The 25955-nt window shown below is 38.2% G+C and carries 29 protein-coding genes, 1 riboswitch and 1 other annotated feature; of the genes, 12 read left to right on the forward strand and 17 right to left on the reverse strand.

Annotated features, from left to right (window positions below):
* Positions 1 to 304: 304 nt before the first annotated feature.
* Positions 305 to 529, reverse strand: a complete 225-nt coding sequence (locus GJU32_RS13180) for a YuzB family protein (RefSeq protein WP_004227652.1) — start codon at positions 527 to 529, stop codon at positions 305 to 307.
* 236 nt (positions 530 to 765) lie between these two features.
* Between GJU32_RS13180 and GJU32_RS13185 the strand changes: the two genes are divergently transcribed.
* Positions 766 to 1416, forward strand: coding sequence for an RsfA family transcriptional regulator (locus GJU32_RS13185; RefSeq protein ID WP_155592424.1), 651 nt, complete (start codon positions 766 to 768; stop codon positions 1414 to 1416).
* Positions 1417 to 1457: 41 nt separating this feature from the next.
* Here GJU32_RS13185 and lipL read toward each other — a convergent pair whose 3' ends face one another.
* The gene (lipL, locus tag GJU32_RS13190; protein WP_155592425.1) at positions 1458 to 2291 is read right to left on the reverse strand and encodes an octanoyl-[GcvH]:protein N-octanoyltransferase; all 834 of its coding nucleotides are present in this window, start codon (positions 2289 to 2291) and stop codon (positions 1458 to 1460) included.
* 156 nt (positions 2292 to 2447) lie between these two features.
* Here lipL and hemQ point away from each other — a divergent pair, with 156 nt between their 5' ends.
* Positions 2448 to 3197, forward strand: coding sequence for a hydrogen peroxide-dependent heme synthase (gene hemQ, locus GJU32_RS13195; protein ID WP_155592426.1), 750 nt, complete (start codon positions 2448 to 2450; stop codon positions 3195 to 3197).
* Positions 3198 to 3240: 43 nt separating this feature from the next.
* Here hemQ and GJU32_RS13200 read toward each other — a convergent pair whose 3' ends face one another.
* Complete coding sequence (locus GJU32_RS13200; RefSeq protein WP_155592427.1) at positions 3241 to 3423, reverse strand: hypothetical protein; 183 nt, start codon at positions 3421 to 3423, stop codon at positions 3241 to 3243.
* Positions 3424 to 3755: 332 nt separating this feature from the next.
* On the reverse strand, positions 3756 to 3926 hold the full coding sequence (locus tag GJU32_RS23190; protein WP_196426697.1) for a hypothetical protein: 171 nt from the start codon (positions 3924 to 3926) through the stop codon (positions 3756 to 3758).
* A 237-nt stretch (positions 3927 to 4163) separates the two neighbouring features.
* Between GJU32_RS23190 and GJU32_RS13205 the strand changes: the two genes are divergently transcribed.
* Positions 4164 to 4589, forward strand: a complete 426-nt coding sequence (locus GJU32_RS13205; protein ID WP_155592428.1) for a cell wall hydrolase — start codon at positions 4164 to 4166, stop codon at positions 4587 to 4589.
* Positions 4590 to 4611: 22 nt separating this feature from the next.
* Complete coding sequence (gene gerQ / locus GJU32_RS13210; protein WP_004227629.1) at positions 4612 to 4947, forward strand: spore coat protein GerQ; 336 nt, start codon at positions 4612 to 4614, stop codon at positions 4945 to 4947.
* Positions 4948 to 5031: 84 nt separating this feature from the next.
* Here gerQ and GJU32_RS13215 read toward each other — a convergent pair whose 3' ends face one another.
* The 5 genes from GJU32_RS13215 to GJU32_RS13235 form a co-directional block, all read right to left on the reverse strand.
* On the reverse strand, positions 5032 to 6207 hold the full coding sequence (locus GJU32_RS13215) for an amidohydrolase (protein ID WP_155592429.1): 1176 nt from the start codon (positions 6205 to 6207) through the stop codon (positions 5032 to 5034).
* Positions 6208 to 6432: 225 nt separating this feature from the next.
* A complete protein-coding gene (locus GJU32_RS13220) occupies positions 6433 to 6813 on the reverse strand; it encodes a DUF423 domain-containing protein (RefSeq protein WP_155592430.1) in 381 nt (126 codons plus the stop codon).
* A 27-nt stretch (positions 6814 to 6840) separates the two neighbouring features.
* Positions 6841 to 7107 carry a YwdI family protein gene (locus GJU32_RS13225; protein ID WP_155592431.1) on the reverse strand — a complete coding sequence of 89 codons (267 nt, stop codon included), beginning with the start codon at positions 7105 to 7107 and terminating at the stop codon, positions 6841 to 6843.
* Positions 7104 to 7283 (reverse strand): uracil-DNA glycosylase, encoded by a 180-nt coding sequence (locus GJU32_RS13230; RefSeq protein WP_155592432.1) that lies wholly within the window; start codon positions 7281 to 7283, stop codon positions 7104 to 7106. Before GJU32_RS13230 ends, GJU32_RS13225 begins: the two co-directional genes overlap by 4 nt.
* A 75-nt stretch (positions 7284 to 7358) precedes the next feature.
* The gene (locus tag GJU32_RS13235; RefSeq protein ID WP_155592433.1) at positions 7359 to 8036 is read right to left on the reverse strand and encodes a uracil-DNA glycosylase; all 678 of its coding nucleotides are present in this window, start codon (positions 8034 to 8036) and stop codon (positions 7359 to 7361) included.
* A gap of 175 nt (positions 8037 to 8211) precedes the next feature.
* Here GJU32_RS13235 and thiD point away from each other — a divergent pair, with 175 nt between their 5' ends.
* Positions 8212 to 9042: a bifunctional hydroxymethylpyrimidine kinase/phosphomethylpyrimidine kinase gene (gene thiD, locus GJU32_RS13240; RefSeq protein WP_155592434.1), complete on the forward strand. Its 831-nt coding sequence runs from the start codon at positions 8212 to 8214 to the stop codon at positions 9040 to 9042.
* 43 nt (positions 9043 to 9085) lie between these two features.
* On the opposite strand, the gene GJU32_RS13245 is transcribed toward thiD, so the two are convergent.
* Positions 9086 to 9634 (reverse strand): acyl-CoA thioesterase, encoded by a 549-nt coding sequence (locus GJU32_RS13245; RefSeq protein WP_016993384.1) that lies wholly within the window; start codon positions 9632 to 9634, stop codon positions 9086 to 9088.
* 198 nt (positions 9635 to 9832) lie between these two features.
* On the opposite strand from GJU32_RS13245, the gene GJU32_RS13250 reads away from it, so the two are divergent.
* From GJU32_RS13250 to bshB2, 3 genes are all read left to right on the forward strand, one after another.
* On the forward strand, positions 9833 to 10114 hold the full coding sequence (locus GJU32_RS13250) for a hypothetical protein (RefSeq protein ID WP_155592435.1): 282 nt from the start codon (positions 9833 to 9835) through the stop codon (positions 10112 to 10114).
* A 497-nt stretch (positions 10115 to 10611) separates the two neighbouring features.
* Positions 10612 to 10962 (forward strand): YojF family protein, encoded by a 351-nt coding sequence (locus GJU32_RS13255; protein WP_155592436.1) that lies wholly within the window; start codon positions 10612 to 10614, stop codon positions 10960 to 10962.
* 13 nt (positions 10963 to 10975) lie between these two features.
* A complete protein-coding gene (gene bshB2 / locus GJU32_RS13260; protein WP_155592437.1) occupies positions 10976 to 11665 on the forward strand; it encodes a bacillithiol biosynthesis deacetylase BshB2 in 690 nt (229 codons plus the stop codon).
* 44 nt (positions 11666 to 11709) lie between these two features.
* On the opposite strand, the gene GJU32_RS13265 is transcribed toward bshB2, so the two are convergent.
* Positions 11710 to 12453: a TerC family protein gene (locus GJU32_RS13265; protein ID WP_155592438.1), complete on the reverse strand. Its 744-nt coding sequence runs from the start codon at positions 12451 to 12453 to the stop codon at positions 11710 to 11712.
* A 267-nt stretch (positions 12454 to 12720) separates the two neighbouring features.
* Here GJU32_RS13265 and ilvA point away from each other — a divergent pair, with 267 nt between their 5' ends.
* Positions 12721 to 13983 carry a threonine ammonia-lyase IlvA gene (ilvA, locus tag GJU32_RS13270; RefSeq protein WP_155592439.1) on the forward strand — a complete coding sequence of 421 codons (1263 nt, stop codon included), beginning with the start codon at positions 12721 to 12723 and terminating at the stop codon, positions 13981 to 13983.
* Positions 13984 to 14201: 218 nt separating this feature from the next.
* On the opposite strand, the gene GJU32_RS13275 is transcribed toward ilvA, so the two are convergent.
* The 3 genes from GJU32_RS13275 to GJU32_RS13285 all read right to left on the reverse strand — a co-directional run bounded on the left by GJU32_RS13275 (position 14202) and on the right by GJU32_RS13285 (position 17094).
* A complete protein-coding gene (locus tag GJU32_RS13275; RefSeq protein WP_155592440.1) occupies positions 14202 to 14996 on the reverse strand; it encodes an ABC transporter ATP-binding protein in 795 nt (264 codons plus the stop codon).
* Positions 14989 to 15987 (reverse strand): ABC transporter permease, encoded by a 999-nt coding sequence (locus tag GJU32_RS13280; protein WP_155592441.1) that lies wholly within the window; start codon positions 15985 to 15987, stop codon positions 14989 to 14991. Before GJU32_RS13280 ends, GJU32_RS13275 begins: the two co-directional genes overlap by 8 nt.
* 84 nt (positions 15988 to 16071) lie before the next feature.
* Entirely contained in the window at positions 16072 to 17094 is a 1023-nt protein-coding gene (locus GJU32_RS13285) for an ABC transporter substrate-binding protein (protein WP_155592442.1), read from the reverse strand.
* A gap of 320 nt (positions 17095 to 17414) precedes the next feature.
* Positions 17415 to 17459, forward strand: a riboswitch (PreQ1 riboswitch).
* A gap of 6 nt (positions 17460 to 17465) precedes the next feature.
* On the opposite strand from GJU32_RS13285, the gene GJU32_RS13290 reads away from it, so the two are divergent.
* Positions 17466 to 17948 carry a QueT transporter family protein gene (locus GJU32_RS13290; protein ID WP_155592443.1) on the forward strand — a complete coding sequence of 161 codons (483 nt, stop codon included), beginning with the start codon at positions 17466 to 17468 and terminating at the stop codon, positions 17946 to 17948.
* A gap of 69 nt (positions 17949 to 18017) precedes the next feature.
* Positions 18018 to 18218: a binding site (T-box leader), on the forward strand.
* A gap of 58 nt (positions 18219 to 18276) precedes the next feature.
* Positions 18277 to 19443, forward strand: a complete 1167-nt coding sequence (gene trpB / locus GJU32_RS13295; protein ID WP_155592444.1) for a tryptophan synthase subunit beta — start codon at positions 18277 to 18279, stop codon at positions 19441 to 19443.
* 44 nt (positions 19444 to 19487) lie between these two features.
* Here trpB and GJU32_RS13300 read toward each other — a convergent pair whose 3' ends face one another.
* From GJU32_RS13300 to GJU32_RS13310, 3 genes are all read right to left on the reverse strand, one after another.
* On the reverse strand, positions 19488 to 21107 hold the full coding sequence (locus GJU32_RS13300) for a long-chain fatty acid--CoA ligase (protein ID WP_155592633.1): 1620 nt from the start codon (positions 21105 to 21107) through the stop codon (positions 19488 to 19490).
* Between the two features lie 194 nt (positions 21108 to 21301).
* Positions 21302 to 22255 (reverse strand): L-threonine 3-dehydrogenase, encoded by a 954-nt coding sequence (locus GJU32_RS13305; protein ID WP_155592445.1) that lies wholly within the window; start codon positions 22253 to 22255, stop codon positions 21302 to 21304.
* A gap of 351 nt (positions 22256 to 22606) precedes the next feature.
* Positions 22607 to 24277 carry a HAMP domain-containing methyl-accepting chemotaxis protein gene (locus GJU32_RS13310; protein ID WP_155592446.1) on the reverse strand — a complete coding sequence of 557 codons (1671 nt, stop codon included), beginning with the start codon at positions 24275 to 24277 and terminating at the stop codon, positions 22607 to 22609.
* Between the two features lie 243 nt (positions 24278 to 24520).
* Between GJU32_RS13310 and GJU32_RS13315 the strand changes: the two genes are divergently transcribed.
* On the forward strand, positions 24521 to 25687 hold the full coding sequence (locus tag GJU32_RS13315) for an FtsW/RodA/SpoVE family cell cycle protein (protein WP_155592447.1): 1167 nt from the start codon (positions 24521 to 24523) through the stop codon (positions 25685 to 25687).
* Positions 25688 to 25955: the final 268 nt, after the last annotated feature.

Here is a 25955-nt window from a genome sequence, read left to right on the forward strand (position 1 = left end):
GAAGGGCGGCGACTCCTGCGGGAAAAGCGGGAAAGTCGAGATCCTGGACTGAGCGAATGTTTTCTGTACGAAAGCGAAGCGGCAGTAACAAAGCGAAGCGGCAGTAACAAAGCGAAGCGGCAGTAACAAAGCGAGGGAAGCAGCTCGACCCCGCTCGCGGAAAGCGTCCGCCCGTAGTGGAAATCAACGGCTTTACTTTATTTCATTGTAAAAGAAAAAAGACTGTAGGCAAACTCTCAAATTTTTTGAGTTTGTCTACAGTCTGAAGCTATCCCTAACGAATAGAGATAGCTTTTTGTTTTACTTATTTTTTTAATTTAGCTAAAACCTTTTCCATTAGTTCGTCTTCTGTTAATGCAGCAACAGGGCGGCTATTTACAAAGGTAAATGTTTTTTTGCGTCCTGGACCACAGTAAGAATGACAGCCAATTTCGATGGTTGCATCAGGATCGATTTCCTTTAATTTTGGAATTAACGTCTTTAAGTTAACGGCCTGACATTCATCGCAAACTTTAAATTCGTTTGCCATTTTGTCAACAACCCTTTCTATATAGTATTTTTTCAATCAAAATATCGCTCTATTGAACGCATGTCCTTCACATATTTAAGTATGCAGCATGCGCACAAACCTACATCGGGTATTGTATCGTACTTTTCCCCTTCTATTCAAGCATAATTCCTTCTACATAAATGAATAAAAGGTTAAAAGATTGGTCATGCTAGTGTTAAATAACAAGAACCAAATAAAGGTGGGAGGATTTTAATATGAGTAAAGTAAGACAAGATGCTTGGTTACAAGAAAACGATGAATTATTAGCAGAGGCAGTTATTCGTCATGTAACGGAAGGTAGCACACAGCTTAATGCCTTTGAAGAAGCTGGTGATGCATTAAACCGTACTGCGGCAGCCTGTGGTTTCCGTTGGAATGCTGTTGTTCGCAAAGAATTCGAGGAACAATTATCAGAAGCTAAAAAGGAAAGAAAAGAGAGAATGCGAGTGTTGGGAGCGCCAGCAAGACGTCGTGCTTCTAGTATGTTTACAGTAAATAATAGTGCTGCAGAAGGAAAATCAATTCCGCTATCTGCTCTTTCTCTTGATATTGTTATAGCCTATTTACTACGTTTACAGCATTCTGGTGAAGTAGGAAATGAATCTTCAAAATGGAGACAGCTTGTACATGTAACTTCTGAGAAAAATAAAAAACTAGAGAAAACCATCACAAAATTAGAAGAAGAAAATCGAGCAATCCGCAAAGATTATGAGCAATTTGTTCAAATTATGAATCGTGCTAGACGTCTTGTTACACTCGATGAAGAGGAAGAACGAATTGCACCTGTTTTCAAAATGGAGAAAAACGGAAATCTTGTAACAAGTGGCTCTATTTATCAAACAGAGAATGGCGATGCGCTAAATTAGCAGCATCGCTTTTCTTTTTTATGTTTCATATAATCAACCTATTACTTTCGATCAAGCATTTTGGCATTGCGCTCGAAAACACGCTGTAAATAGAAACCGTACAACGTTATTTCTTCATCATAAAAGGATTGTGGACGAACTTCCCCTGCCAAATGATAAAGTAATTGCTGTAGACGAATAACTACTACTTCTACTGTTAAGTGTGGATCGATAAGCTCTGATAGCGAAGCCATTACTTCAGGAACGATTTGAGGGTAAGTGAATTTCGTCTCCTCTTGTCGTAAACTTTCTTCATAAAAGTCACGAATAAGTGCAGCGCGTTGTGAACCACTTCCTTCTATACATAAATAGATTTGCACAGCCACTCCTTGGCGTAAACGTCTTTGTGAAATTCCAGCAAATTTCTTCCCTTCAATACTTAAATCATAAGAGCCTGGACAATATGAGCCTACAATTTCATAAGCCTCAATTTTATCAGCTACTTCTGGAAACAATCCTTTCACAAGATCAACCATCACATCATAGCCATCATTTATATTGAGCGACTCTATTTGTTCAGACAATACAATGGAAATATTGAGAACCCCTTCATCTAGCACAACAGCTAAACCACCAGAGTTACGAACGATAGGATGATAGCCTCTAGACTCTAGTAATTCCATACCTTGCTGAACAAAAGGTAAACGATGGTCTTGAATACCAAGCACAACGGATGCCTCATGAACCCATGTACGAATTGTTGGAGGTGAAGTCAATTGTCCAACTAATTGGCACAACGTATCATCCGTTGCAAAAGATTCTAGCGGTGATCTCTGCTTGGCACTAATGGATTGGTCGTAATAACGCCAAATTGGCTGTTGTAAAATACTTTTCATATCGGTACTCCTCTAATTGCATCTCTTCTCTTTAGCATACAGTATCTATAGTTGGTGTCAAATTCGTGAATTACTATCATGAACTTAGGGATTTTGTACAAACTATGATAAACTAATTTTTGAATGGTATTCACTTATAAAGGAGTGTTTTCAATAATGAATGAAGCAGCAATTACGTTAGATGGATGGTACGCTTTACATGATTTCCGCTCAATCGACTGGGCTTCATGGAAACTTGTTTCTGCAGAAGAACGTCAAGCAGCAGTAGAGGAATTTATTGCTTATTTAGAAAAATTGAATGAAGCAGATATTGCTAAAACAGGTGCTCATGCCTTTTATGCAATTGTTGGCCAAAAAGCTGACTTTATGATTATGACATTGCGTGAAACAATGGAAGAACTACAAGAGCTTGAAGCAGAATTTAATAAATTGGCAATAGCTGATTTTACAATTCCTACATATTCTTATGTATCTGTTGTCGAGCTTTCAAACTATTTAGCTGGCGAGTCAAATGAAGATCCTTACCAAAATCCACATGTACGTGCACGTTTGTATCCTGAACTTCCACGCGCTAAACATGTATGCTTCTACCCAATGGATAAACGACGCCAAGGGAACGATAACTGGTACATGCTATCAATGGATGAGCGCAAATCATTAATGCGTTCTCATGGTATGATTGGTCGCGGCTATGCTGGTAAAGTAAAGCAAATTATTACAGGCTCTGTAGGCTTCGATGATCACGAATGGGGCGTAACATTATTTGCTGACGACGTTTTACAATTCAAAAAGCTAGTATATGAAATGCGCTTTGATGAAGTGTCTGCACGCTACGGTGAGTTCGGTGCATTCTTTGTCGGAAACCTACTTGATAACGATAAACTGGTTAAATTCTTAACTGTTTAATTAGCACTTAAAAATGCGAGTCCATCATGGAGGACTCGCATTTTTAAATTTCGTTTTCTTCAGCATTCTCGGATTCAAATATTAAAATAATGATGTGTATAAAAAATCCAGTAAGAATCATTAAAAAAACTAAATACCAATTATATGGCTGGTGATAGTATTCTGCTATCCCGACTGCCAGAAGAGCACTGATTATGATGGCTACAAACATACTAAAAATGCGCATAGTAACGCTCCTTCATGAAAGCAAAAATAAATTCCACTTTAGTATGTCTCGGCATTTAGTTAATATACTTGCGGCACTAAAATTCCCCTAAAAAATCTATTTACTCCGCCAGAGGCATTTGTGCCGCACCTTAGTTGTCATAGGTCGTAGTTCTTTTTGAAGGTGTCCACCGATTTCAGCAGGCATTTGAAAACAGGCTAAAAAAGCAATACCAACGGTCTCCCAACTATGGAGGAGGTGGCTTCTATCAGCTTTCGAATCAAACTAAAAAAGTGCCACCCTTTTAGCGATGACACTTTCTTAATCCATATATTTTCTCGTTTCATACATCTTCAAGAGCTTTCGTCCTTTACTTTTAAAATCAAGATAACCGTTTGAATAAAAAAACCGATCACAATAATGACAATAAAGAGATACCAATGGAGCGGTTCCCCATAAAACTCCCCTAATAGAAAGGCCAGTACCGCACTTAATAAAATCCCAAACCAAACCCCAATTTCCATAAGCTATCACCTCACATGTATTGAATACACATGCAATTTCAAGTTCCCCTATTTATATCTTTTTTCTATTTACCCGTTTTTACTAATAGACTATCGAACCTTATAAGGTTTCATATTTTTCTACGTACTTGTCGTTATTACTACTATATGCATAGTAACTTTTATGTGTGATTGTCTTTCTTAATAAAATTGAACATGTCTACAATACCCACATGCATATACTGTCTGCGAGGAGGTATGAAAATCGCTGTTATTAAGACGAATGATGCACAGACAGCCCTACTAGCAAGGCTTATGCGTGCCGAAGCGGAAGGTGAAGGAGAATTAGGCATGCTGATGGTCGGGAATGTTGGCGTTAATCGTGTAAGAGGTGATTGTTTAGATTTTGGTGATATACGAACGATTGAGCAAATGGTTTATCAGCGTCCGGGAGGCTTTGAAGCGACACAAAAGGGTTATTTTTATCAGCGAGCGCGTGATCAAGATCTCAGGTTAGCAAAAAGGGTTATACAAGGGGAAAGATTTCATCCAGCTACCCGCTCCTTGTGGTTTTTCATGCCAGCAGGTGAGTGTCCTGCACAATGGTATGGCCAATGGAATACTGGCAGATTCAAATCTCATTGCTTTTTCTCGCCAACTGAACAAGATTGTCCTCAAATTTAAAAAGAAAGTAGGTTGATAATTGATGATGCCTTATTATTGGACACCAACAACGCAACAACAAATGACTCCTCCTCCAGTCACTCTTCCAAGCGGACGACCACCTGGCCGTGAGGAGTCCTATATAGAGAATATTTTACGGTTGAATCGTGGAAAACCGGCTACCTTCCATTTTTCTTTTGAGCATGCAGTGGAACAGGGAAAAAACACTAAAACTGTTCGAGGTGTGGTAGAAGCCGCTGGTCGAGATCATGTCATTATTCGTGAACTTAAATCCAACCACCGTTTTCTATTCCCTATGATCTATTTCGATTTTGCTGAGTATGATGAGGAAATGGCCTATTTTAATCAAAATCCATAATAGCTTTTGCTAGCTTAAAAATCCGCAATACTCCCACTGACAATAAGTCGATGAGCGTTTGCGGATTTTTATCATTCGCTAAAATTAATTTTCTTCTAGATACGTTAATGTTGCTTTCCCTAAAGTTTTGGCAGCTATTAGCATCGAACGTTCATCAAAATCAAAGCGTGCATGATGATGAGGATAGGCTGTTTCCCATTCTGGTTTTTTTGCACCTGTAAAGAAGAAAGTGCCAGGAACTTTTTCCAAATAATAAGCGAAGTCCTCTCCTATCATAAATGGTGGACACGTGATTACTTGTTCTACACCTGGTACATTTGAAGCTAACTGTGCCACAAACTCTGTTTCTTTTTGATGATTATAGACAGGTGGATAGCCCCTCGTATAACGGTATTGATAGCTTGCACCGAATGCCAAACAAGTCGCATTTAATACTGCTTCTAACTCTTGTTCCATCTGCGTGCGTACATCTTCTTCAAATGTGCGAATTGTTCCCGCCAATACAACTCGGTCAGCAATAACATTAAACGGGTTAATTGCCTCAAAATGACCGATTGTTAAAACAGCCGATTTTAATGGATCAATACGTCTTGAAATAAGCTGTTGAGCATTGATCACAAATTGCGAGGCAAGCGTAACGGCATCAATGGAATGATGTGGCTCTGCACCGTGTCCACCCTTACCTTGAATCGTGATTTCTACTTTGTCCGCGGCAGCCATAATCGCTCCATCTTTCACTAAAATCTCTCCTAATGGTGTAGGCGCCCATAAATGTGTACCAAAAATAACATCTACGCCATCTAAACAACCATCCTCAATCATCGGCTTGGCTCCACCTGGTGCTACTTCTTCTGCATGCTGATGAATAAAAACCACATTGCCTGCAATTTCATCCTTGATCGCATTAAGTGCCTTAGCTAGACCTAGCAATGTTGCCGTATGACCATCATGTCCACATGCATGCATTTTTCCAGCTACCTTAGATTTATAAGGGACATCATTTTCTTCTTGTATCGCCAATGCGTCAAAATCAGCTCGCAGCGCTACTGTCTTACCTTGCTTTCCACCACGTAATACGGCCACTACACCGCGTCCGCCAACTCCTTCACGAACTTCATGACCCAATTCTCTATGAAACGCAGCTATATACGCTGGTGTCTCCACTTCTTCAAAAGATAATTCAGGGTATTCATGTAAATGACGGCGAATCCCTACCATCTCATCATAGTACCCATCTATTAATGCAAATAGCTTTTCCATACTACATTACCTCTCTTTTTGTATTTTCTAAATATTGCAAGTAATATTAGTAGTGTACTATAAATTCTTACAAAAGTAATAGGATTTAAATCGAGATCTTTAGAAAATCGCTACTCATCATGCCTCAGCGTCATTGTGCTGACACTTTGCTTTCGGTACAAAAACCCCTTGCTGAAGCAACAAAAAACTCTCCTACAAATAATGTAAGAGAGTCATAACTAAAATTTAGCGAGCATGTTTGAGGGCAGTTAAAATAATGAGTAACCATCCAGCTAAAAATAATACGCCACCAATTGGTGTAATAGCACCCAATACTTTAACACCACTTATCGCCAGTACGTATAAACTTCCTGAAAAGAAAACAATCCCAAGATTAAAGAAAATGCCTGCCAAATTTAATTGTTTCACTTCACCTAATATTTTTGAGCTCATTAATAGGCCGATGATCAACAACCCAGTAGCGTGAAACATTTGGTATTGAACAGCTGTTTCCCAAATACCTGTACTATAATCATCTAAAACTTCCTTTAAAGCATGTGCACCGAATGCACCAAATGCCACTGCTAATAGGCCATGAAAAGCACCTGTTACAATAAATCTTTTCATCTCTCGTTACCCTACCTTTAAAATGAATTAAAAATCAAAAATTGAATCACCATTCGCTCCATCTTCTTCAAGCTTTGATGTATATAAAGCTGATGGCTTTGACTCTGACACAAGCATTTGAGGTAAATGTTTAGGAGGTGTGATGGATGGCGTATCACTTGAAGAATCTAACACCACATCACATAATGCTCGAATAGCCGTAAGAGCTTCGCGAATTTGCTGATCATTCCCTGCATTTTTTGCACCAGATAATTGTTTTTCAAGTTGTTGTATAACGGCTTGATAAGGAATCATTGCATTCTCTCACTTTCTACTTTTGGTACAAATTTCAAACAATCCATACCAGAGGATTGTTTCACAACGGCGGATGGTATTTGCTTTGTTTTAAAGCCATATGCTACACAGGCACGTGGCGTTTGAGGGTCCCAAGTTACTTTAAAAAATTGGCATTTGAAGCAATTCACCTTCATCGTTGTCTCTCACTTTCTTCTATATTAAATGTATCACGATTTACAAAGTGTATAAAGCAAACGATTTGTGCCAATCTATGCTAAACTCCAATCAATTGGCTGCTCGCCCCATTCCACTAACTGCTGATTAATCTTGGAATAAGGTTTACTACCAAAGAAGCCTCGATATGCACTTAGTGGGCTCGGATGTGGCGCTTCGAGTATGACATGAGGTGTTTTATATTTACGTATTAATTGCTTTTTACGCTGCGCTGGTCTACCCCACAGTACAAAAATTAGTGGTTCCTCTCTTGCTGCTAATCGTTCAATCACAGCATCCGTAAATTGCTCCCATCCTTGATCTTTATGAGAATTTGCCTGTCCTGCCCGAACCGTAAGTACAGTATTTAAAAGCATAACACCCTGCTCTGCCCAATTAGTTAACGTTCCATTTGAAGGAATAGGACAGCCTAAATCATCTTGTAGCTCCTGAAACATATTTCGCAAACTAGGTGGATGTGCAATACCTGGCTTAACTGAAAAGCTTAAGCCATGTGCTTGGTTTGGACCATGATAAGGGTCTTGTCCTAAAATGACAACCTTTACGTTATGGTAAGTGGTTGTATAAAATGCATTCATCACATCATTCATTGGTGGATAAATTGTTTGCGTTGAATATTCATCTGCAACAAATTGACGTAGTTTGTGATAGTATGGTTTTTCTAATTCTTCTGCGAGTATTTCTTGCCAATCATTCGGGAATACTTGTTTCATCGTCCTTTAAGCCCCTTTCTCTTCTTACAACGGTACAAAAAATCAAACGTGAATTCAAGCATCAGTTCAAACTGACCATATAAAAATATCATATTCTGGCTATTTTTATAGAATCAGAATCAGACTATACTAGATGGTAATTTTATAACTCTCAATGATAAAGGAGATCTTTTACATGACTCTAAAAAAAACATTAACAATTGCTGGTTCAGATACATCAGGCGGAGCAGGGATGCAAGCTGATCTTAAAACATTCCAAGAGCACGGTACATATGGAATGGTGGCTTTAACAGTTGTCGTAACAATGAACCCGAATGGCTGGACACATCAGGTCACACCATTGCCAACTGAGCTATTACAAAAGCAAATTGACACAGCCCTTTCAACAGGAATCGATGCCATCAAAACAGGGATGCTATCAACAGAAGAAATTATACGTATTGCTGGAGATGCTATCGCAAAATCAGGCACTACAAATGTGGTCATTGATCCTGTTATGGTGTGTAAAGGAGACGATGAAGTACTAAATCCCGGTAATACAGATGCTATGGTTCAGCTTCTTCTACCATTAGCAGCCGTAACAACACCGAATCTTTTTGAAGCTGGGCAATTAGCTGGCACTGGTACACCAAAAACGATTGACGATATGAAGATCGCTGCACGAAAAATCCATGAACTAGGGGCTAAAGCTGTTGTCATTAAAGGTGGAAAAGCATTAGCCACAGAAAAAGCAACGGACTTATTCTTCGATGGGGAAACATTCTACTTATTAGAATCCGAAAAAGTTGCCTCCACTAATAATCACGGTGCTGGCTGTACATTCGCAGCTTCTGTAACAGCAAATCTTGCAAATGGTCTTTCTGTTAAAGATTCAGTTATTGAAGCAAAAGAATTTGTATCAGCTGCAATTGCACATGGCTGGGCTTTAAATGACTATGTAGGTACTGTCATGCATGGAGCAAAATCTCGTTTTGGTGCTCCTCAAGTAACAGTAACTGAAATTTAACAATGAAAGGGATGCCTCAAAGACCATTGAGACATCCCTTTCTTCACATATAATTCTCCATCATTTCGAGCCGATAATCCCATGGATCGTTCATTGAAATAAATTGAGCTAAAGCCTTACTTTCCTTTTTACGCTCTGCACGTGCCTTCGCTCGCTCTGAGGCTGTTTCATGCAACTTTGTCTCTTCCACCGTTTCAGGGATAACACGTGGAACTAACGCTGGCTTGTTGTTTTCGTCCAATGCCACAAAGGTTAGTAACGCAGTCGCTGCGACCTTTCTTTCTCCTGTTTTCAAGTTTTCAGAAATGACTTTTACAAAGACCTCCATCGATGATCTTCCTGTCCATGTCACATAGGATTCGAAATAAACGGAATCCGTGGGGCGAATTGGGTGTAAAAAATCGACTGAATCGGTAGAGGCTGTGACACAATCTTTTCGGCTATGCTTTGCTGCAGAGATCGAGGCAACTTGATCAATATCACTCATTAAACGCCCCCCAAATAATGTATTATGGTTATTCACATCATTCGGAAACACACGGCTTGTTCGCATAACTCTTGATTCCTTACAATATTTAAAGTCCTTATTCACAGCAATTCCCCCTCTAAACTTATTTTTTATTCCTACAATCATGCTATATTTATTAGTAAAAATCAATTTAATTATTAGAAAATTACAAACATTAAACAATCCGTTAATTAATGAACATTTTTTGGATAAAGATTAAAAAACGGACAAGATACGTTAAGGCTTTCCCTCCCATATATTAGCTGTATGGGAGGGGAAAAGATGAAAAAAAACAAGATAGATGACTTAACTGAAGAATCAGGTTTACTAGCTGGGGAATTAACCGCTTCAAAAGTAGAAGTAATTGCTTCCATTGTTCTAACTCTCGGTTATTCATTATCCACCCTCGCCACAATTTTAGCTCTGCAGGAGGAGGAAGAATTGGCACAAGCCAAAACGACTGAATCACAAGATCAAAATCTTTATATGAAGCAAATGTATAAGCAACTACAAAATGTCAATAACCGTTTAGATACAATAGAACGAAAACTTAATCGATATTAACAAATACATAGCCTATCTATAACCTCAATAAAAAACCGCAATTCTCCGTCATAAAAGAGAATTGCGGTTTTTTACTATACTATGATAATGAGCTTCATTTTTCTTCCTTTTTTCACAGCTACCTGTTATACCCTGTCTAAGAAACGTCATCTATTGTACCAAGATAGAATTCGTTATTACCAAAATAATACTTCCTTCAACAGTTGGAGCTGTCTATACACACGAATTAGGAAGAAGTCATGGTTGCAATATCTTTTAGGATGTGAAAACGCATACAATGCAAAACGACACATTTTGTACATAACTGTTTTCACACTCCCTATATTGATACATTACAATAATTTTTTCAAGAATATTGCTCGGGAACTTGTCATAGGTTTATGGATAACGATTCATTTTTTCAGGAATCATTAATTTGTCATAACTAGGCAATCAATTTCCCTTTGCGAATTTTTTTTACTATACTTAAAGGAGAAATGATCGAGAGGAGTGTTAAGATGCAAGAAGTAGAAGTTGAGACGTTGCAGAAATTGCTGAATTCTTTCGCCAACAAAGACGTTTATATTCATCTTGAGACGACAAACGGTTCTTATGCAGCACACTATGATGAAAAATTCTTTAATGCAGGTGCTTTTATACGCAATGCTAAAATTAATTATGAGCTTGCTAAAGTTGTAGATCATGCACCTCATCGTGTCGGTTTAAAATTACCTCATGGTTGGGTTTATGCACAAGGCATTACACATTTTGAATTAGATGATTTAGGCCGTTTATTAATGGCTGGACTAGACTATTCTGGAAAATTGGCGATTGCGCTTGAAATTAGTGAAACGCCATTCACTTACTAAGGGGGACGACTATTTGAATTTACAACCACAACGTCATATTTTAATTGTGTACCCTCACCCAGATGATGAGGCTTTTTCAGTTGCTGGAACAATCGCCTACTATACAAAGAAAATGAATACACCTGTTACATATGCCTGTCTAACATTAGGCGAAATGGGGCGTAATTTAGGTAATCCACCCTTTGCAACACGCGAATCCTTACCTGAAATTCGCCGCAAGGAACTAATTGCTGCAGCAGAGGCAATGGGTATTCAAGATTTACGTATGCTCGGTTTGCGAGATAAAACAGTTGAATTTGAAGACGATGAGAAAATGGTAAAGCTAGTTGAAGGTTTAATCGAAGAGCTAATGCCTTCTTTAATCTTTACATTCTTACCCGGTTTTGCAGTCCATCCAGACCATGAAGCAACAGCACGTGCTGTAGTTGAGGCTGTACGTCGTATGCCAAAGGCTGCTCGCCCACAAGTATTTGGCTGTGCATTTGCCAATGATACGATTGAAAAAAATGGTGACCCACATGTTGTCTATGATATTCGTGGAATGAGAATGGACAAATTAAAAACATTACAAGCTCATGCATCACAAACTGGTTGGATGATGCAGGAAACAGAAAAACGCATTGATGACGGTGAACCAATGAGCGAGAGCTGGCTAAATGTTGAAAAGTTCTATATTGTCGATCCTGACAAATATGTAAAATAAAAATGGTTCTGTTCTCTTTTTCTTTGAGAACAGAACTTTTTTAGTTAGGCAGCCCGTACTTTTTTAATAATGTGCACGACAAATGTGATTGAAAATGCAATCACTAAAAATAGGAAGAATAAATAATGTGGTACATGGATATTAACAACACTAACTAACATTTTTAATCCTATGACACCTATAATAATGAAGGCTGTTGCTTCAAGTTCAGGAATTTTCTCGATGATCATTAAAAATACACCTGCAATCGTTCTCATCATTAAAATCCCTAACATACCTCCAATTAAAAGCACCCACACTTGATCTGATACTGCAAAGGCAGCAAAAATCGAGTCGATTGAAAAAGCAATATCCATTAGCTCCACGGAAATAACCGTTGCCCAAAAACCACCAAAAAGGCGTACCATCAATCCTGATTTTTTTACTTCCTTCATACTATCCTCATTTCCTATATGAAGGAAATGGGCAACGCAGAGCCACCCTAAATATAAAGCACCTAGCACTTTAATAAACCAAAACTCAACAAGATAAACACCTATGCCAATAAATAAAAATCTAAAAAAGTAGGCTCCCAGCATGCCATACATCAATGCCCTTTTGCGTTGTTTATCTGGCAAATGTTTGACAAGCACCGCTAATACTAGTGCATTATCTGCTGACAATAACCCTTCTATAATGATTAATGAAGATATCAATCCCCAGGATACAGGGTCTAATAATACTTCCTGCCACATGGCCCAATCGAAAAATTGCCAATATGTAGATAGAATTCCTTGAATGATTTCCACTACTTACCCTCCCACTTGTCCAAGCTAATCTAGTATATGCTTGACCATTTTTGTTATGAGAATTGTATTTTTCTGATCAATTACACCTCGGCTTATTTGCCACTGCCGCTTCATTTTCATTACAAAAAATGATGACAAATCAAGATAACGCTTACATTTTAAAACAGACACGGAAAATTTAGAATTTACTAAAAATTACTCACAAAAAGCAAATAAAGTGTGCTATCATAGATAAATGTTTTAAACGTATAACGGAGGATGAATACTATGGAAGTTGCTGATACTAGAACCGTGCAAGTGGAAAATGTCCTGATTGCACATCATTTTTTAAAAGATGTAGTTGTGCATACACCACTACAAAAAAACGACTATTTATCTGAGAAATACGGAGCAAATATTTATTTCAAACGCGAAGATTTACAGCATGTACGCTCATTCAAGCTTCGTGGTGCCTACTATAAAATTAAAAAAATCGAGGAAGACGCTCGTAACGTTGGTGTGGTCTGTGCAAGTGCAGGTAACCATGCACAAGGTGTAGCGTATGCCTGCGCTCAATTGAAAATTCAGGCTAGCATTTTTATGCCTCAAACAACACCTAAGCAAAAAATAGATCAAGTCCGTATGTTTGGACGTGAATATGTGGAAATTATTTTAGCTGGCGATACGTTCGATGACTCTGCTGAAAGTGCGTTAAGCTATTGTGAAGAACACGATAAAATCTTCATTCATCCCTTTGACGATTTCGATGTAATTGCAGGTCAAGGAACTGTAGCAGTTGAAATTATGAATGACATGGAAGAGCCAATCGACTACGTATTTGGTAGTATTGGTGGTGGAGGCTTAATGTCAGGTGTTTCTGCCTACGTCAAAAACCTCTCTCCTTCTAGTAAGATAATTGGTGTGGAGCCTGCTGGTGCAGGTAGTATGAAGGCGGCTTTTGCAGAGGGCGGCACTGTGGCACTTGATTGGATTGACAAATTCGTCGATGGGGCTGCGGTAAAATGCGTTGGCCATCACACGTACGATGTTTGTCGCCGCTATTTAGACGATATCATTCTTGTACCTGAAGGAAAAGTATGTACAACGATTTTAGACTTATACAATAAACATGCGATTATTGCTGAGCCTGCTGGCGCATTGTCAGTCGCTGCTCTTGATTTTTATAAAGAAGAAATTAAAGGTAAGTCAGTCGTAGTTATCATTAGTGGTGGTAATAATGACATTGGACGCATGCAAGAAATTAAAGAAAAATCTCTCATTCATGAGGGCTTACTTTACTACTTCATTGTAAGCTTCCCTCAGCGTGCAGGGGCATTGCGTCAATTCCTTACTAGTGTACTAGGACCAAACGATGATATTACTACGTTTGAATACACAAAGAAAAACAATAAAGAAAGTGGACCTGCCCTAGTCGGTATTGAGCTTGGCGATCGAGCTGAATATGAAGGTCTATTAGCTCGAATGAATGAATTTGGCTTCAAATACAAAGAAGTTAACAATGATATTCAACTATTTGGCTTACTCGTTTAAAGCAAAGAGTCTCACTTTATAGCAAGTGAGGCTTTTTTAGTTGAAAAAACGTTGAGTTTATCGACTCATTTTAGGATTTTATCCCCCCAACTAATATCGATAGCAACAGCTCTAATACTATTCTCGTCGCACATAATTTCATGGGTATACTATAATTATTAATGATCACTGTTGCCAAAATTTAAAAACGCCCATACCAATGTATGAGCGTTTCAGCATTATCCTAATAGAGCACGGTCGGAGTTCATCTTTTCCCCACGGATACGTTCAAATTCTGCCATTAAATCTGGGATCGTTAATTCATGTTTTCGGTCTTCAGCAACTTCTAAAATAATTTGACCTTTATCCATCATGATAAGACGATTCCCTAAGTCTAAAGCTTGTTGCATATTGTGTGTCACCATTAATGTTGTTAACTGATCCTTTTCCACTAAATACTTCGTAATACGGGTAATTAAATCCGCACGAGATGGGTCAAGTGCAGCCGTATGCTCATCCAGCAATAATATGGATGGCTTCGTGAACGTAGCCATTAAAAGTGACAATGCTTGACGTTCACCACCTGAAAGTAAGCCTACTTTCGCCGAAAGACGATTTTCGAGATTTAAACCAAGCATTTCTAGTGATTCTTTGAAAAATTCACGACGCTTCTTGTCCACACCATTGCGCAACCCTCTACTCTTATTTCGAGAGTATGCTAGTGCTAAGTTTTCTTCAATCGTCATCGTAGGTGCTGTTCCCGCCATTGGGTCCTGGAAGACACGACCAATATATTGTGAGCGTTTATATTCAGGCAAATGAGTAACATCATTTCCATCAATAGAAACCGTTCCGAAATCTGGTGTTAATGCCCCAGAAATCATATTCATCATCGTTGATTTACCTGCTCCATTACTACCGATGATAGTCACAAAATCACCTGGCTTCAAATGCAAGTTAATCTCTGCAAGTGCGATTTTTTCATCCGGTGTTCCTTCGTTAAATATCTTATTAATACCGTATAGTTTAAGCAAGACCATTACCCCCTTGCGCCCGTTTCGCCTTACGTTTTCGTTGTTTACTCTTATTAATAAATTGAGGTAAGATCAGTGCCAAGATGACGATAATAGCCGTAATTAATTTCATATCACCTGAATCAAGGAAATCTACACGTAATGCCAACGCGAGAATGATACGATAAATGATAGCTCCTGCAATGACTGCAAAAGTTGTACGGATAATTGTCTTTGTACCAAAAATGGCTTCACCAATAATAACCGATGCAAGACCGATAACTATCATACCAATCCCCATACTAATATCTGAGAACTTGGAGTATTGTGCGATTAAAGCTCCAGAAAATGCGACAAGTGCATTGGAAAGTCCTAGCCCTAAAATGATAAGGGTATCTGTATTTGCTGAGAAGCTCCGAATCATTCGTTTATTATCACCCGTTGCTCGGATAGCCAGCCCTACCTCCGTTTTTAAGAACCAGTCTGCTATTAACTTAATTAAAATCGTGATGATTAATACGACAATCAGCACACTCCATGTACTTGGTACATGCTGAAAGCCTATGCCTTTTAATAGGTTATTAAGAGCAGTATCGATCCCTAAATTACTCCAAAATGCTTGAAACTTTGAAAATATCGTTTCTGAGTTTAGCAGTGGAATATTCGGGCGACCTATCGTATTTTCTGCAGTTAACCCCATGATGCGTAGATTAATCGAATATAAAGCAATCATCATTAAAATACCTGATAACAGTGGATTAATCTTTCCTTTTGTGTGAAGAATTCCTGTCATACATCCAGCAATAAATCCAGCAACAATTGCCACTAAAGTAGCTAAGATTGGGTGGTAGCCAAGCAAAACCATTGTTGCTGCTGTTGCCGCCCCTGTTACAAAGCTTCCATCAACCGTTAAATCCGGAAAATCTAACACCCGGAATGTTAAATATACACCAAGTGCCATAATTGCATAGATGATTCCTTGCTCCACTGCGCCAAATAATGCTAAAAACATCGTTGAATCATCTCCTAAACCTTTTTATTATTCATACCGCGTGTAAATGAAGATGAAGCGGGGATATTTTTCCCCCGCTTCGCTTTACTTATCTAGAATTTCTGCACCCCAAGAATCTTTTATTTCGATTCCTAAATCATCTGCTACCTTTTTATTGATTAATAGTTTTAGATTTTGTGGGTACTGTGCAGGTGTATCGGCAGGTGTAGCTTCACCTTTTAAAATTTTCACAGCCATTTGACCTGCTTCATAACCAATATCGAAATATTCAAATCCATAAGCAGCTAAACCACCACGCGCTACAGAATCTAGTTCTCCTACAATCAGTGGTAATTTATTTGTATTGGCAACATCAATTACCGATTCTAAAGCAGAAACTACTGTATTATCAGTAATAATATAGAATGCATCTACTTTACCAATTAAAGATTCTGTCGCTTGTTTTACATCTGCTGAAGTTGATGCTGATGCTTCTACCACGGTTAAGTCTTGTTCACCCATAACCTTTTTTACTTCTGCAACTTGTGCTACAGAGTTTTGCTCACCAGCATTGTAGACCATGCCGACTTTTTTCGCGCCCAGCTCTTTTAGGAATGCTACTGTTTTAGAAATTGTTTCGGGATGTAAATCGATTGTACCTGTAATGTTTTTTCCCGGTTTTTCCATTGATTCGATTAACTGTGCACCAACAGCATCTGTTACAGAAGTGAAGATAATTGGAATATCTCCTGTAGCTGTAGCCGCTGCTTGTGCAGAAGGTGTAGAGTTAGCAAAAATTAAATCTACGTTTGCACTCACTAGATTGTTAGCGATCGTTGTATTAAGACTGTTATCGCCTTGTGCGATTTGTGAATCGTACTCAACTTTTAAGCCTGCATCTTCAATTGCTTTTTTAAAGCCTTCTGTTGCCGCGTTTAACGATGGATGCTCTACAATTTGAGTAATCCCTATTTTATATGTTTTATCGTCTGCAGTTCCGCTCTCACTTGCATTGTTTGTTTCATTCCCTTTTGAATCAGTTGAGCTAGAACCGCCACTACCGCAAGCAGCAAGTAGTAACACTAACCCAACTAGAAGGAATGACAGCTTTTTTAAATGACTGTTCACAACTAATCCCCCCGATTATATTCTTCAATATCTATCACACTTTATCCAAACAAAGTGTGAATGTATCGCTATATTATCGTGATTATCGAGCTCCGTCAATAACATTATGAATGTTCTGACTTTTAAAAGTGACAAAATATTTTTGTTTTTCATTCAATTTGGCGCTTTAAACCGCTAAACTACGCTATTTTAGTTATTCGATTTCTTTTTAAAAAATAGTAAAAATATTTATGACAATTTTTCGAAGATAGCCCATCTGGACAAAAGTCTGACATTTGACTTCAGCAGGACATGTATAATAAAATATTTACTTGTGTGAAAGCACCGTGGTTCGTAACCATCCCACGCAAAAAAACTAAGGAGAAATGAATATGAAGATAAAATTTTTAGCAGCAAGTGGTATTATTGCAGCGCTTTATATTGCTGTAACTATGCTTGTTGCACCATTTGGTTTTACAGAGGTGCAGTTCCGAGTATCCGAGATGTTTAACCATTTAGTGGCCTTTAACCCACGCTTTGCCGTAGGAATCATTATTGGTGTATTTATTTCCAATCTTTTTTCACCACTTGGCATATACGATTTAGTGTTTGGTGTCGGTCACTCCATGATTACACTTGGTCTGTTCATTCTAATCTGTAAATTTGTCAAAAATATTTGGGCACGTTTAATCATTAATACCTTTTTATTTACATGCACTATGTTTATCATTGCCTTTGAGTTGAACTTAGCCTTAGAACTACCATTCTTATGGACTTGGCTAACAGTGGCAGCAGGTGAATTCGTTGTGTTAGCGGTTGGTGCACCGATTATGTATGTACTTAATAAACGCCTTCACTTTAAAAATTTGATTTAACAGACGAGTCTTTCTAGATTCGTCTTTTTTTCTTGACACTATTTTGAAAATAATCTACAATTCTTTCTAATAAATGCAAGGAAGAAGAGTAGTAGCAAGCATTGTTACTTTAAAGAGAGCTGGTGGTTGGTGCAAACCAGTAGTACGTACTTGTGAATGGACTTCAGAGCAGCCTTATCAAATGTAAGGCCGATTCACTCCCCGTTACCGGAGTAAGAAAGCGCGCAAAAATTGCGAATGAAGGTGGCACCACGGTTACTCGTCCTTTTTATGAGGATTGGAGTGGCTTTTTTTATGGAAAAAATTAGCATAGAGGAGTCGAGTAAAGATGAGTAAAGTAGTAGTAGAGAAAAAAGGATATTTCGGTGAATTTGGTGGAAGCTTTGTTCCAAAGGAGCTTCAACATGTATTAAATGTTCTAGATGAAAATTTCCAAAAATATAAAGATGATGAAGGCTTTAAGAAAGAATTAGATTACTATTTTCGTGAATATGTCGGTCGTCAATCCCCTCTTTATTTTGCAGAAAATCTAACAAAGCAATTGGATGGAGCAAAAATTTATTTAAAACGTGAAGATCTTAACCATACAGGCTCACATAAAATCAATAATGTATTGGGACAGATTTTACTAGCCAAACGTATGGGGGCCAATCGCGTTATTGCAGAAACAGGCGCAGGTCAACATGGTGTAGCAACAGCTACTGCTTGTGCAATGTTTGGAATGGATTGCACTATTTATATGGGCTTGGAAGATACGAAACGTCAAGCATTGAACGTGTTTCGTATGGAGCTTCTTGGCGCGAAAGTCATAGCTGTTGATAAAGGGCAAGGGCGCCTAAAGGATGCAGTTGATGAAGCATTTGCTGACTTAGTCGAGAACTATGAAACAACATTCTATTTACTAGGCTCTGCAGTTGGACCACACCCGTTCCCTTCCATGGTTAAGCATTTTCAATCAGTGATTAGCCGCGAAAGTCGTGAACAAATATTAGAAAAAGAAGGAAAACTTCCGACAGCTGTCCTTGCCTGTGTTGGAGGCGGTAGTAATGCTATTGGCGCATTCGCTGATTACATTGCAGATGAAAATGTTCGTCTTATTGGGATAGAGCCAGACAAAGCTGCTACATTAAACGAAGGAACGCCAGGAGAGTTACATGGCTTCAAATGTTTAGTGCTTCAGGATGCAGACGGAAATCCACTACCAACATACTCGATTGCTGCTGGTTTAGATTATCCAGGCGCTGGACCTGAGCATAGCCATTTGAAAACAATCGGCCGCGCTGAGTATGTTACCGTGACAAATGAAGAGGTTCTAGAGGCATTTCAAGTGCTTTCAAAAGTTGAAGGAATTATTCCTGCCCTCGAAAGCGCACATGCCGTTGCATATGCTCTAAAACTAGCGCCATCTCTATCTCCTGAGGAAAGCATTATTATTAACATATCAGGTCGTGGCGATAAAGACGTTGAGCAAGTTTTTCAGATGTTAACTAAATAAATCCAAAAAATAGCGACTTCCTCTTATGGAAATCGCTATTTTTACTATACCAATATTTTAGGATAAATTTCTGCGATATTATCACGCAGTTTCGCTTTTAGGAATTTCCCAACGGATGTCTTTGGAATTTCTTCTAAAAATACGACCGCATCTGGTACCCACCATTTGGCAAATTGATTTTCTAAAAATGCAAGAAGCTCTTGTTCAGTTGCAGATTGTCCTCCTTTTAATACAACACAAGCTAATGGACGTTCCTGCCATTTAGCATGCGGCATGGCGATGACAGCAGCTTCTAACACTGCATGATGAGTCATCAATGCATTCTCTAAATCAACAGAGGAAATCCACTCCCCACCAGATTTAATTAAGTCCTTCGTACGATCCATTATTTTAATAAAGCCATCTGCTGTTCGTACTGCAATGTCTCCTGTATATAACCAGCCATCTCGATAGGCATCTGCTGTTCGTTCATCACGATAGTATTCATGCGAAATCCATGGACCGCGCAAGCGTAATTCACCCATCGTTTCCCCATCCCATGCTACCTCTCCATTCTCATTGACGATACTAGATTCGATACCTGCCATCGTCATTCCTTGCATTGCTCGAGCTTCAATACGCTTTTCAATTGGCCAATCATCCATCCACGACATATAGTTGGACAATGCCACAATTGGTGTAGTTTCTGTCATGCCATACACGACAATATAAGGTATACCGTACTTTTCCTCAAAAGTACGGATGAGTTTAGTTGGTGAAGCTGAGCCGCCACAACATATTGCTCTTAATGAACTAATATCTCGCTCTCTCTTTTCCTGCTCCTGTAATGCTCCTATCCAAATTGTTGGTACACCAGCGGTTAATGTCACTCTTTCTTGTTCAATTAAATCGATAATTAGTGCTGATGTAAATTGTGGACCTGGGAGCACCTGTGTGGCTCCAACATTGACACTAGCAAACGGTAACCCCCATGCATTTGCATGAAACATTGGAACAATTGGCATTACAATATCTCTTTCTGCAATCCCCATGGAATCAGTCATACTTAGCATATGGCTGTGTAATACTAAACCTCGATGTGAATAGACAACTCCCTTTGGATTACCTGTAGTTGCACTTGTGTAGCACATTCCAGCTGGCGTTTCTTCATCAATATCCTCTGGAAATTGAAATCCTTCATCAGCATCTGCTAATAACTCCTCATAGGATAAAACATTTGATAATGTTGTCTTTGGCAAAGTTATATCATCTGTCATAATAATATAATGTTTTACAGTCTTCAGCTTTGGCGCGATAGCTTCAATAATTGGTAATAGATCCACATCAATCATTAAAATCTCATCTTCTGCATGATTAATAATATAGATTAAATGCTCCTCTGATAAACGAATATTTACCATGTGTAAAATAGCCCCTGAACAAGGTACAGCAAAATAGGCTTCTAAGTGACGGTGCTGATTCCAGGCAAAGGAACCGACTTTTGTTCCCCTTGTCATCCCTAGTTTTGTAAGGGCATTTGCCAAACGACGTGTCCTTTTCGCCCACTCTCCGTATGTTAAACGGTGTATTTTGTGTGGGCTTGTCCGTGAAATAATCATTTTTCGTGCAAAATAGCTCTCTGCTCGTTTGAAAAAACTAGTTAAAACTAATGGCGCTTGCATCATAAAATCCATCATCCCCTCGTTTTGTGAATTTCCCCTTATGAAATAGTAGTAGCATCAATTTAACTGAATACTATTAATATTCCGAATATTATTATATTTTAATTGTATCATTTTATCTATATATGCCAATAATTTTCTTTACTGGACATATAAAAAACGGATGTAGACTAATTCTACATCCGTTCTCTTAACTATTAGGAAATTGCCTTTTTATGCAGTTTAATTTTTAGTTTTTCTAACATATCTAACGTCATTTTGGCTAAATCATACTCTGCTTTGAAGCCCCACTCTTTTTGAGCGGCTTCAATATTTAAAGAGTTTGGCCAGCTGTCTGCAATGGCTTGACGCACTGGATCAACCTGATAATCCATTGTGAAATTTGGTAAATGCTTCTTGATTTCAGCCGCGATTTGTGATGGTTCAAAGCTCATCGCTGTAATATTAAAGGCATTGCGATGAATTAGCTTACTACCATCTGCCTCCATTAAATCTACTATAGCTTGTAAAGCATCCGGCATGTACATCATATCCATAAACGTACCTTCTTGAATATAAGATGTATACTTACCTTGTTCGATTGCTTCATAGAAAATTTCTACTGCGTAATCAGTTGTGCCACCACCTGGAGGTGTTACATAGGAAATTAATCCAGGGAATCGAACACCACGTGTATCGACACCAAAACGATTGAAATAATAATCACATAATAACTCACCCGCTACTTTATTCACACCATACATGGTTGTTGGTCGTTGCAAAGTATCCTGCGGTGTATCTTCCTTCGGTGTAGATGGGCCAAATGCTCCAATCGAACTTGGCGTGAAAAATTGCATATTCAACTCACGAGAAACTTCCAATGCATTCATTAAACCGCCCATATTTAAATTCCAAGCTAACAATGGATTTCTTTCAGCTGTGGCCGATAATAATGCTGCTAAATGCATCATTGTATCTGCACCGAAGTCCTTTGCTAAATCGTGCATTCTTTGTCCATCTGTAACGTCCAGTATTTCAAATGGGCCCTTAGTATGTTCAAGCTTTCTAATGTCTGTGGCAAGTATATTGTCCTCTCCATAAATACCACGAAGTTTTTCTACTAGTTCAGAACCAATTTGACCAAGTGCTCCAGTAACAATAATCTTTTTCATTTCTCAAAACCTCCACATATGAACAATTGTACTCACAGAAAGTACATATATATATTGATAAACATTGATTTAATAACACTTTCAATGAAATTCATTATAATGTGTTCGTTTTGAAAATACAACAATTATATTAACATCATTCATTAAAAAGAACATACAATCCCTTACTTTCAGTATATGTGCACACAAAAAATATTGTGCTACAAAAATATATAAAACACATTTGTACACCTCAAAAATACAGATAATTAAATCTTTTATAAACTAGTTTTGTAATCACGCAAAAAAAGAATCTTCTTTGCTAATTTCTGCAAAAAAGACTCCTTTTCAACATTATTCTTTAATAGTAAATTATATTGAAAAACGTTTGACAGCTATTTGTAAAACTTTTGATACTTTGCGCAATTCTTTAATATAATTATGGAATTGTTGCTGGGCTGTTAATTGGTCTGCTGTTAACGTAGCAACATGCTTAGTGGACACGGCGTTCGTATCCGATATAGCTGTTAACATTACTGCATCCTCACTCACTTTCTTTGTGTGAGTGGCAATCTCTTGAACTGTAACAGATACTTCCATAATGTATGGCTTAATTGTATGTACTTTTTCTAAAATTTGATCGAAACTTGTCGCTGTTTGTCCTGTTACGGCAACACCTTTTTCAGTAGCTCCCAACACACCTTCCATCATTTGTACTGCGTAGCTCGAATCTAAATGGATATTCTGTACAATAGATGTAATCGTTTGTGTTGATTGGACTGTTTGTTCCGCAAGCTTCCGCACCTCATTGGCTACAACCGCAAATCCCTTTCCATGTTCTCCTGCTCTAGCTGCTTCAATGGACGCGTTTAACGCTAGTAAGTTGGTTTGTGCTGTTATTTTTTCAATGACCTCAATCATTTGATCGATCGATGATGCACGTTCAACCAAATTAAAGATAGCTGTATTTGATTTTTCTACTGCTTGCTTTATCGCCTGCATTTGCATTAAATTAGCTTGTACAATTTCAGTCCCACTCTCAGCATCTCGGGCTGTTTGATGCGCAAAGCTTTCCACGACCTGCACTTTTTCTAAAATGACCTGTACATCATTTAAAACTTCCTCTAAAGAAGCCGTATTGGAAGCTAATTTACTAGTAGAAGCAGCCGTTGAATCTGAAATAGATTGTACATCCTTTGCTATTTTTAACGTTGTTGTTGATGATTGCTCTGAGGATTCCTGCAATTTACCTGTCATTTCTTCTACTTCATAGACACTATCCGTTACAGTATGGAGTAGGTGTTTCACCTCTGTGACCATTTGATTGTAGGACAGTACTACCTCACCAAGCTCATCATGGGCCACATAACTCGCATTCGCAGTGAAATCGCCTTGTTCTGCTCGTTTTAATAATGACTTCAATTGGCGAGTTGGCACATTAACTGCCTTAGTCGCAATAAATCCAATTAAAATGACAAGCAACACAACGGCTAAGCATACGCCACCTAGTAACCAATAACCAAATTGCACATCTTTTTGATAAGACTTTTGTTGGTTTTTAGCTTTTTCAACTAAATAATTTTGTGTTTCTTCTAATAATGTATGGCTCTCCTGACTTATTGGTAGAAATATCTCTAAATAAAACTGCTCTACCTCACCTTGGTTCAATTGCTTATAGCCCTCAATCAATTCTCCCTGCCTCTTCAGCAAAGACTTATATTTTTTGATTTGATGACTCATTTTTTTATCCATTTCTTGGCTATCCAGATGCGCTAAAGGCTGTGCCATATCTTTTAAAATAACAGTCATTTCTTGATAGTCACCTTTAGCATCTACTATTAAATCTAATTGACGCTGTGATTCTTCTAGCTCATTTAGCCAACCGATTGGGACAAGTCCCTGTGTGTAACTCTCACTTGCATGCCACGACATTTTCCTTAAATAATCCACACTAAATACACCTAGCAACACATTCGATAATACACAAACAATCATGAGTACAAGTAACTTGTCCTTCACCTTAATGAAACGAAAAAAATGCATGATCCTTGGCTCCTCCTCCAACTCTTACCAATAATGATAGTATGAAGATATAAAGCCAGTGTTATGTTTTTGTAAAGATTGTAAGAAGAATTAAGAATTTATGCCCATTATCTAGTTTTATATAGGTAATTTACCACGCAAATGACTCCCTACAATAGATCCTTATTTATACTATTTCTGCCACCGCAACCTTCCATACATTCCCAACGTTTATAGTATTAATAGAGAACGGAGGTGTTACATTTGTCTCAACTCAAAAGGTTGGATGGAAGTTTAGTAGTAAGCTTTCTTCTACTAGGTGGCGTTAGCTGTCTTTTTGTGCACTCTAGTAGTGTAAATTTTGAACAATATTCAAGTTCCTTTATCATCAAGCAATTCATATTTTATCTCATCGGCTTAATCATCATGTTCGGAATATCCCTACTTGATATTGAACAGTTAAAGAAAATTGGCTGGCCATTTTATGGGTTGATAGTTGCGTTAACTGCTGGACTCATTGTAGCACCCGAGAGTATAGCCAGGACGATCAACGAAGCCAAATCATGGTATCAAATACCGTTTTTAGGTTCCCTTCAACCATCGGAATTTTTAAAGTTTGCCTTTCTAATTGTTGTGAGTAAGGTCATTATTGCTCATCAAGAGAAAAATGTACGCCCCTCTTATCTAGCAGATTTATGGCTACTAGTAAAAATCGGGCTTATCATCCTTCCTCCTACTCTTCTAGTTTATAAACAACCCGATACAGGTATGGTCATGTTATATATGGCAATGATTTTACCAATGCTTTTCTTTTCAGGTATTCAAAGAAAGTTACTCGCCGTTTTTACTGCCATCCCTTTAGTTATTATCAGTACAGTTGTAGTGCTCTTTGTCAGATTTAATGATTTTTTTACGGTGAAGATTTTAGGTGCCTTATCAGGACATCAAATTTCTCGAATTTATGGATGGCTTCAGCCTTATGAATATACAGATTCTTCTTATCAAGTACGCCAAGGCTTTTTAGCCATAGGATCTGGGGAGTTTGTTGGCAAAGGCTACCTCAATAACGACATCTATGTACCCGAAAAGCATACCGATTTTATATTCTCAGCTATTGCGGAGGAATTGGGGTTTGTTGGCGGAGCATTGGTCATTACCCTACTATTTTTTGTTATCTATCGCATTGTTCTTATTACGGTAGAAGCGAGGGACCCCTTTATGACTTTAATGGGGGCAGGTATTTCAAGCTTACTAGCCTTTCAAATTACTCAAAATATTGGCATGACCATTGGGTTATTACCTGTCACAGGTGTTACCTTGCCATTTTTAAGCTATGGTGGAAGTTCGCTATTATCCAATTTCATGCTTATGGGGATTGTCATGATCATTCACAAATCTTATAAAGGGTATATGTTCAAAGTTGAGAACTAGGAGCACAAACAAAAATGCAAGTAGATAATGTACAATTACATTTTCCACTTGTTATATGGGGGGATTATCTACAATTACTCATTCATTTAAAAATTCTTTTTTGCTTCCATTCTAACTTGCCCACGAAAGGTTATGATTGTGGCAATATAAGTACCTTCACCTCTAAACGATTTTGTACTAGGCATTTCACTTTCAGTACAATAGTATTTGCTGAAGTTAAAAGTTCTAAAAGCCTTTACTACAAGGCTTTTAGAACCTAAATCAACAT

The organism is Lysinibacillus cavernae, from assembly GCF_009724685.1.
Classification (GTDB): Bacteria; Bacillota; Bacilli; order Bacillales_A; family Planococcaceae; genus Lysinibacillus; species Lysinibacillus cavernae.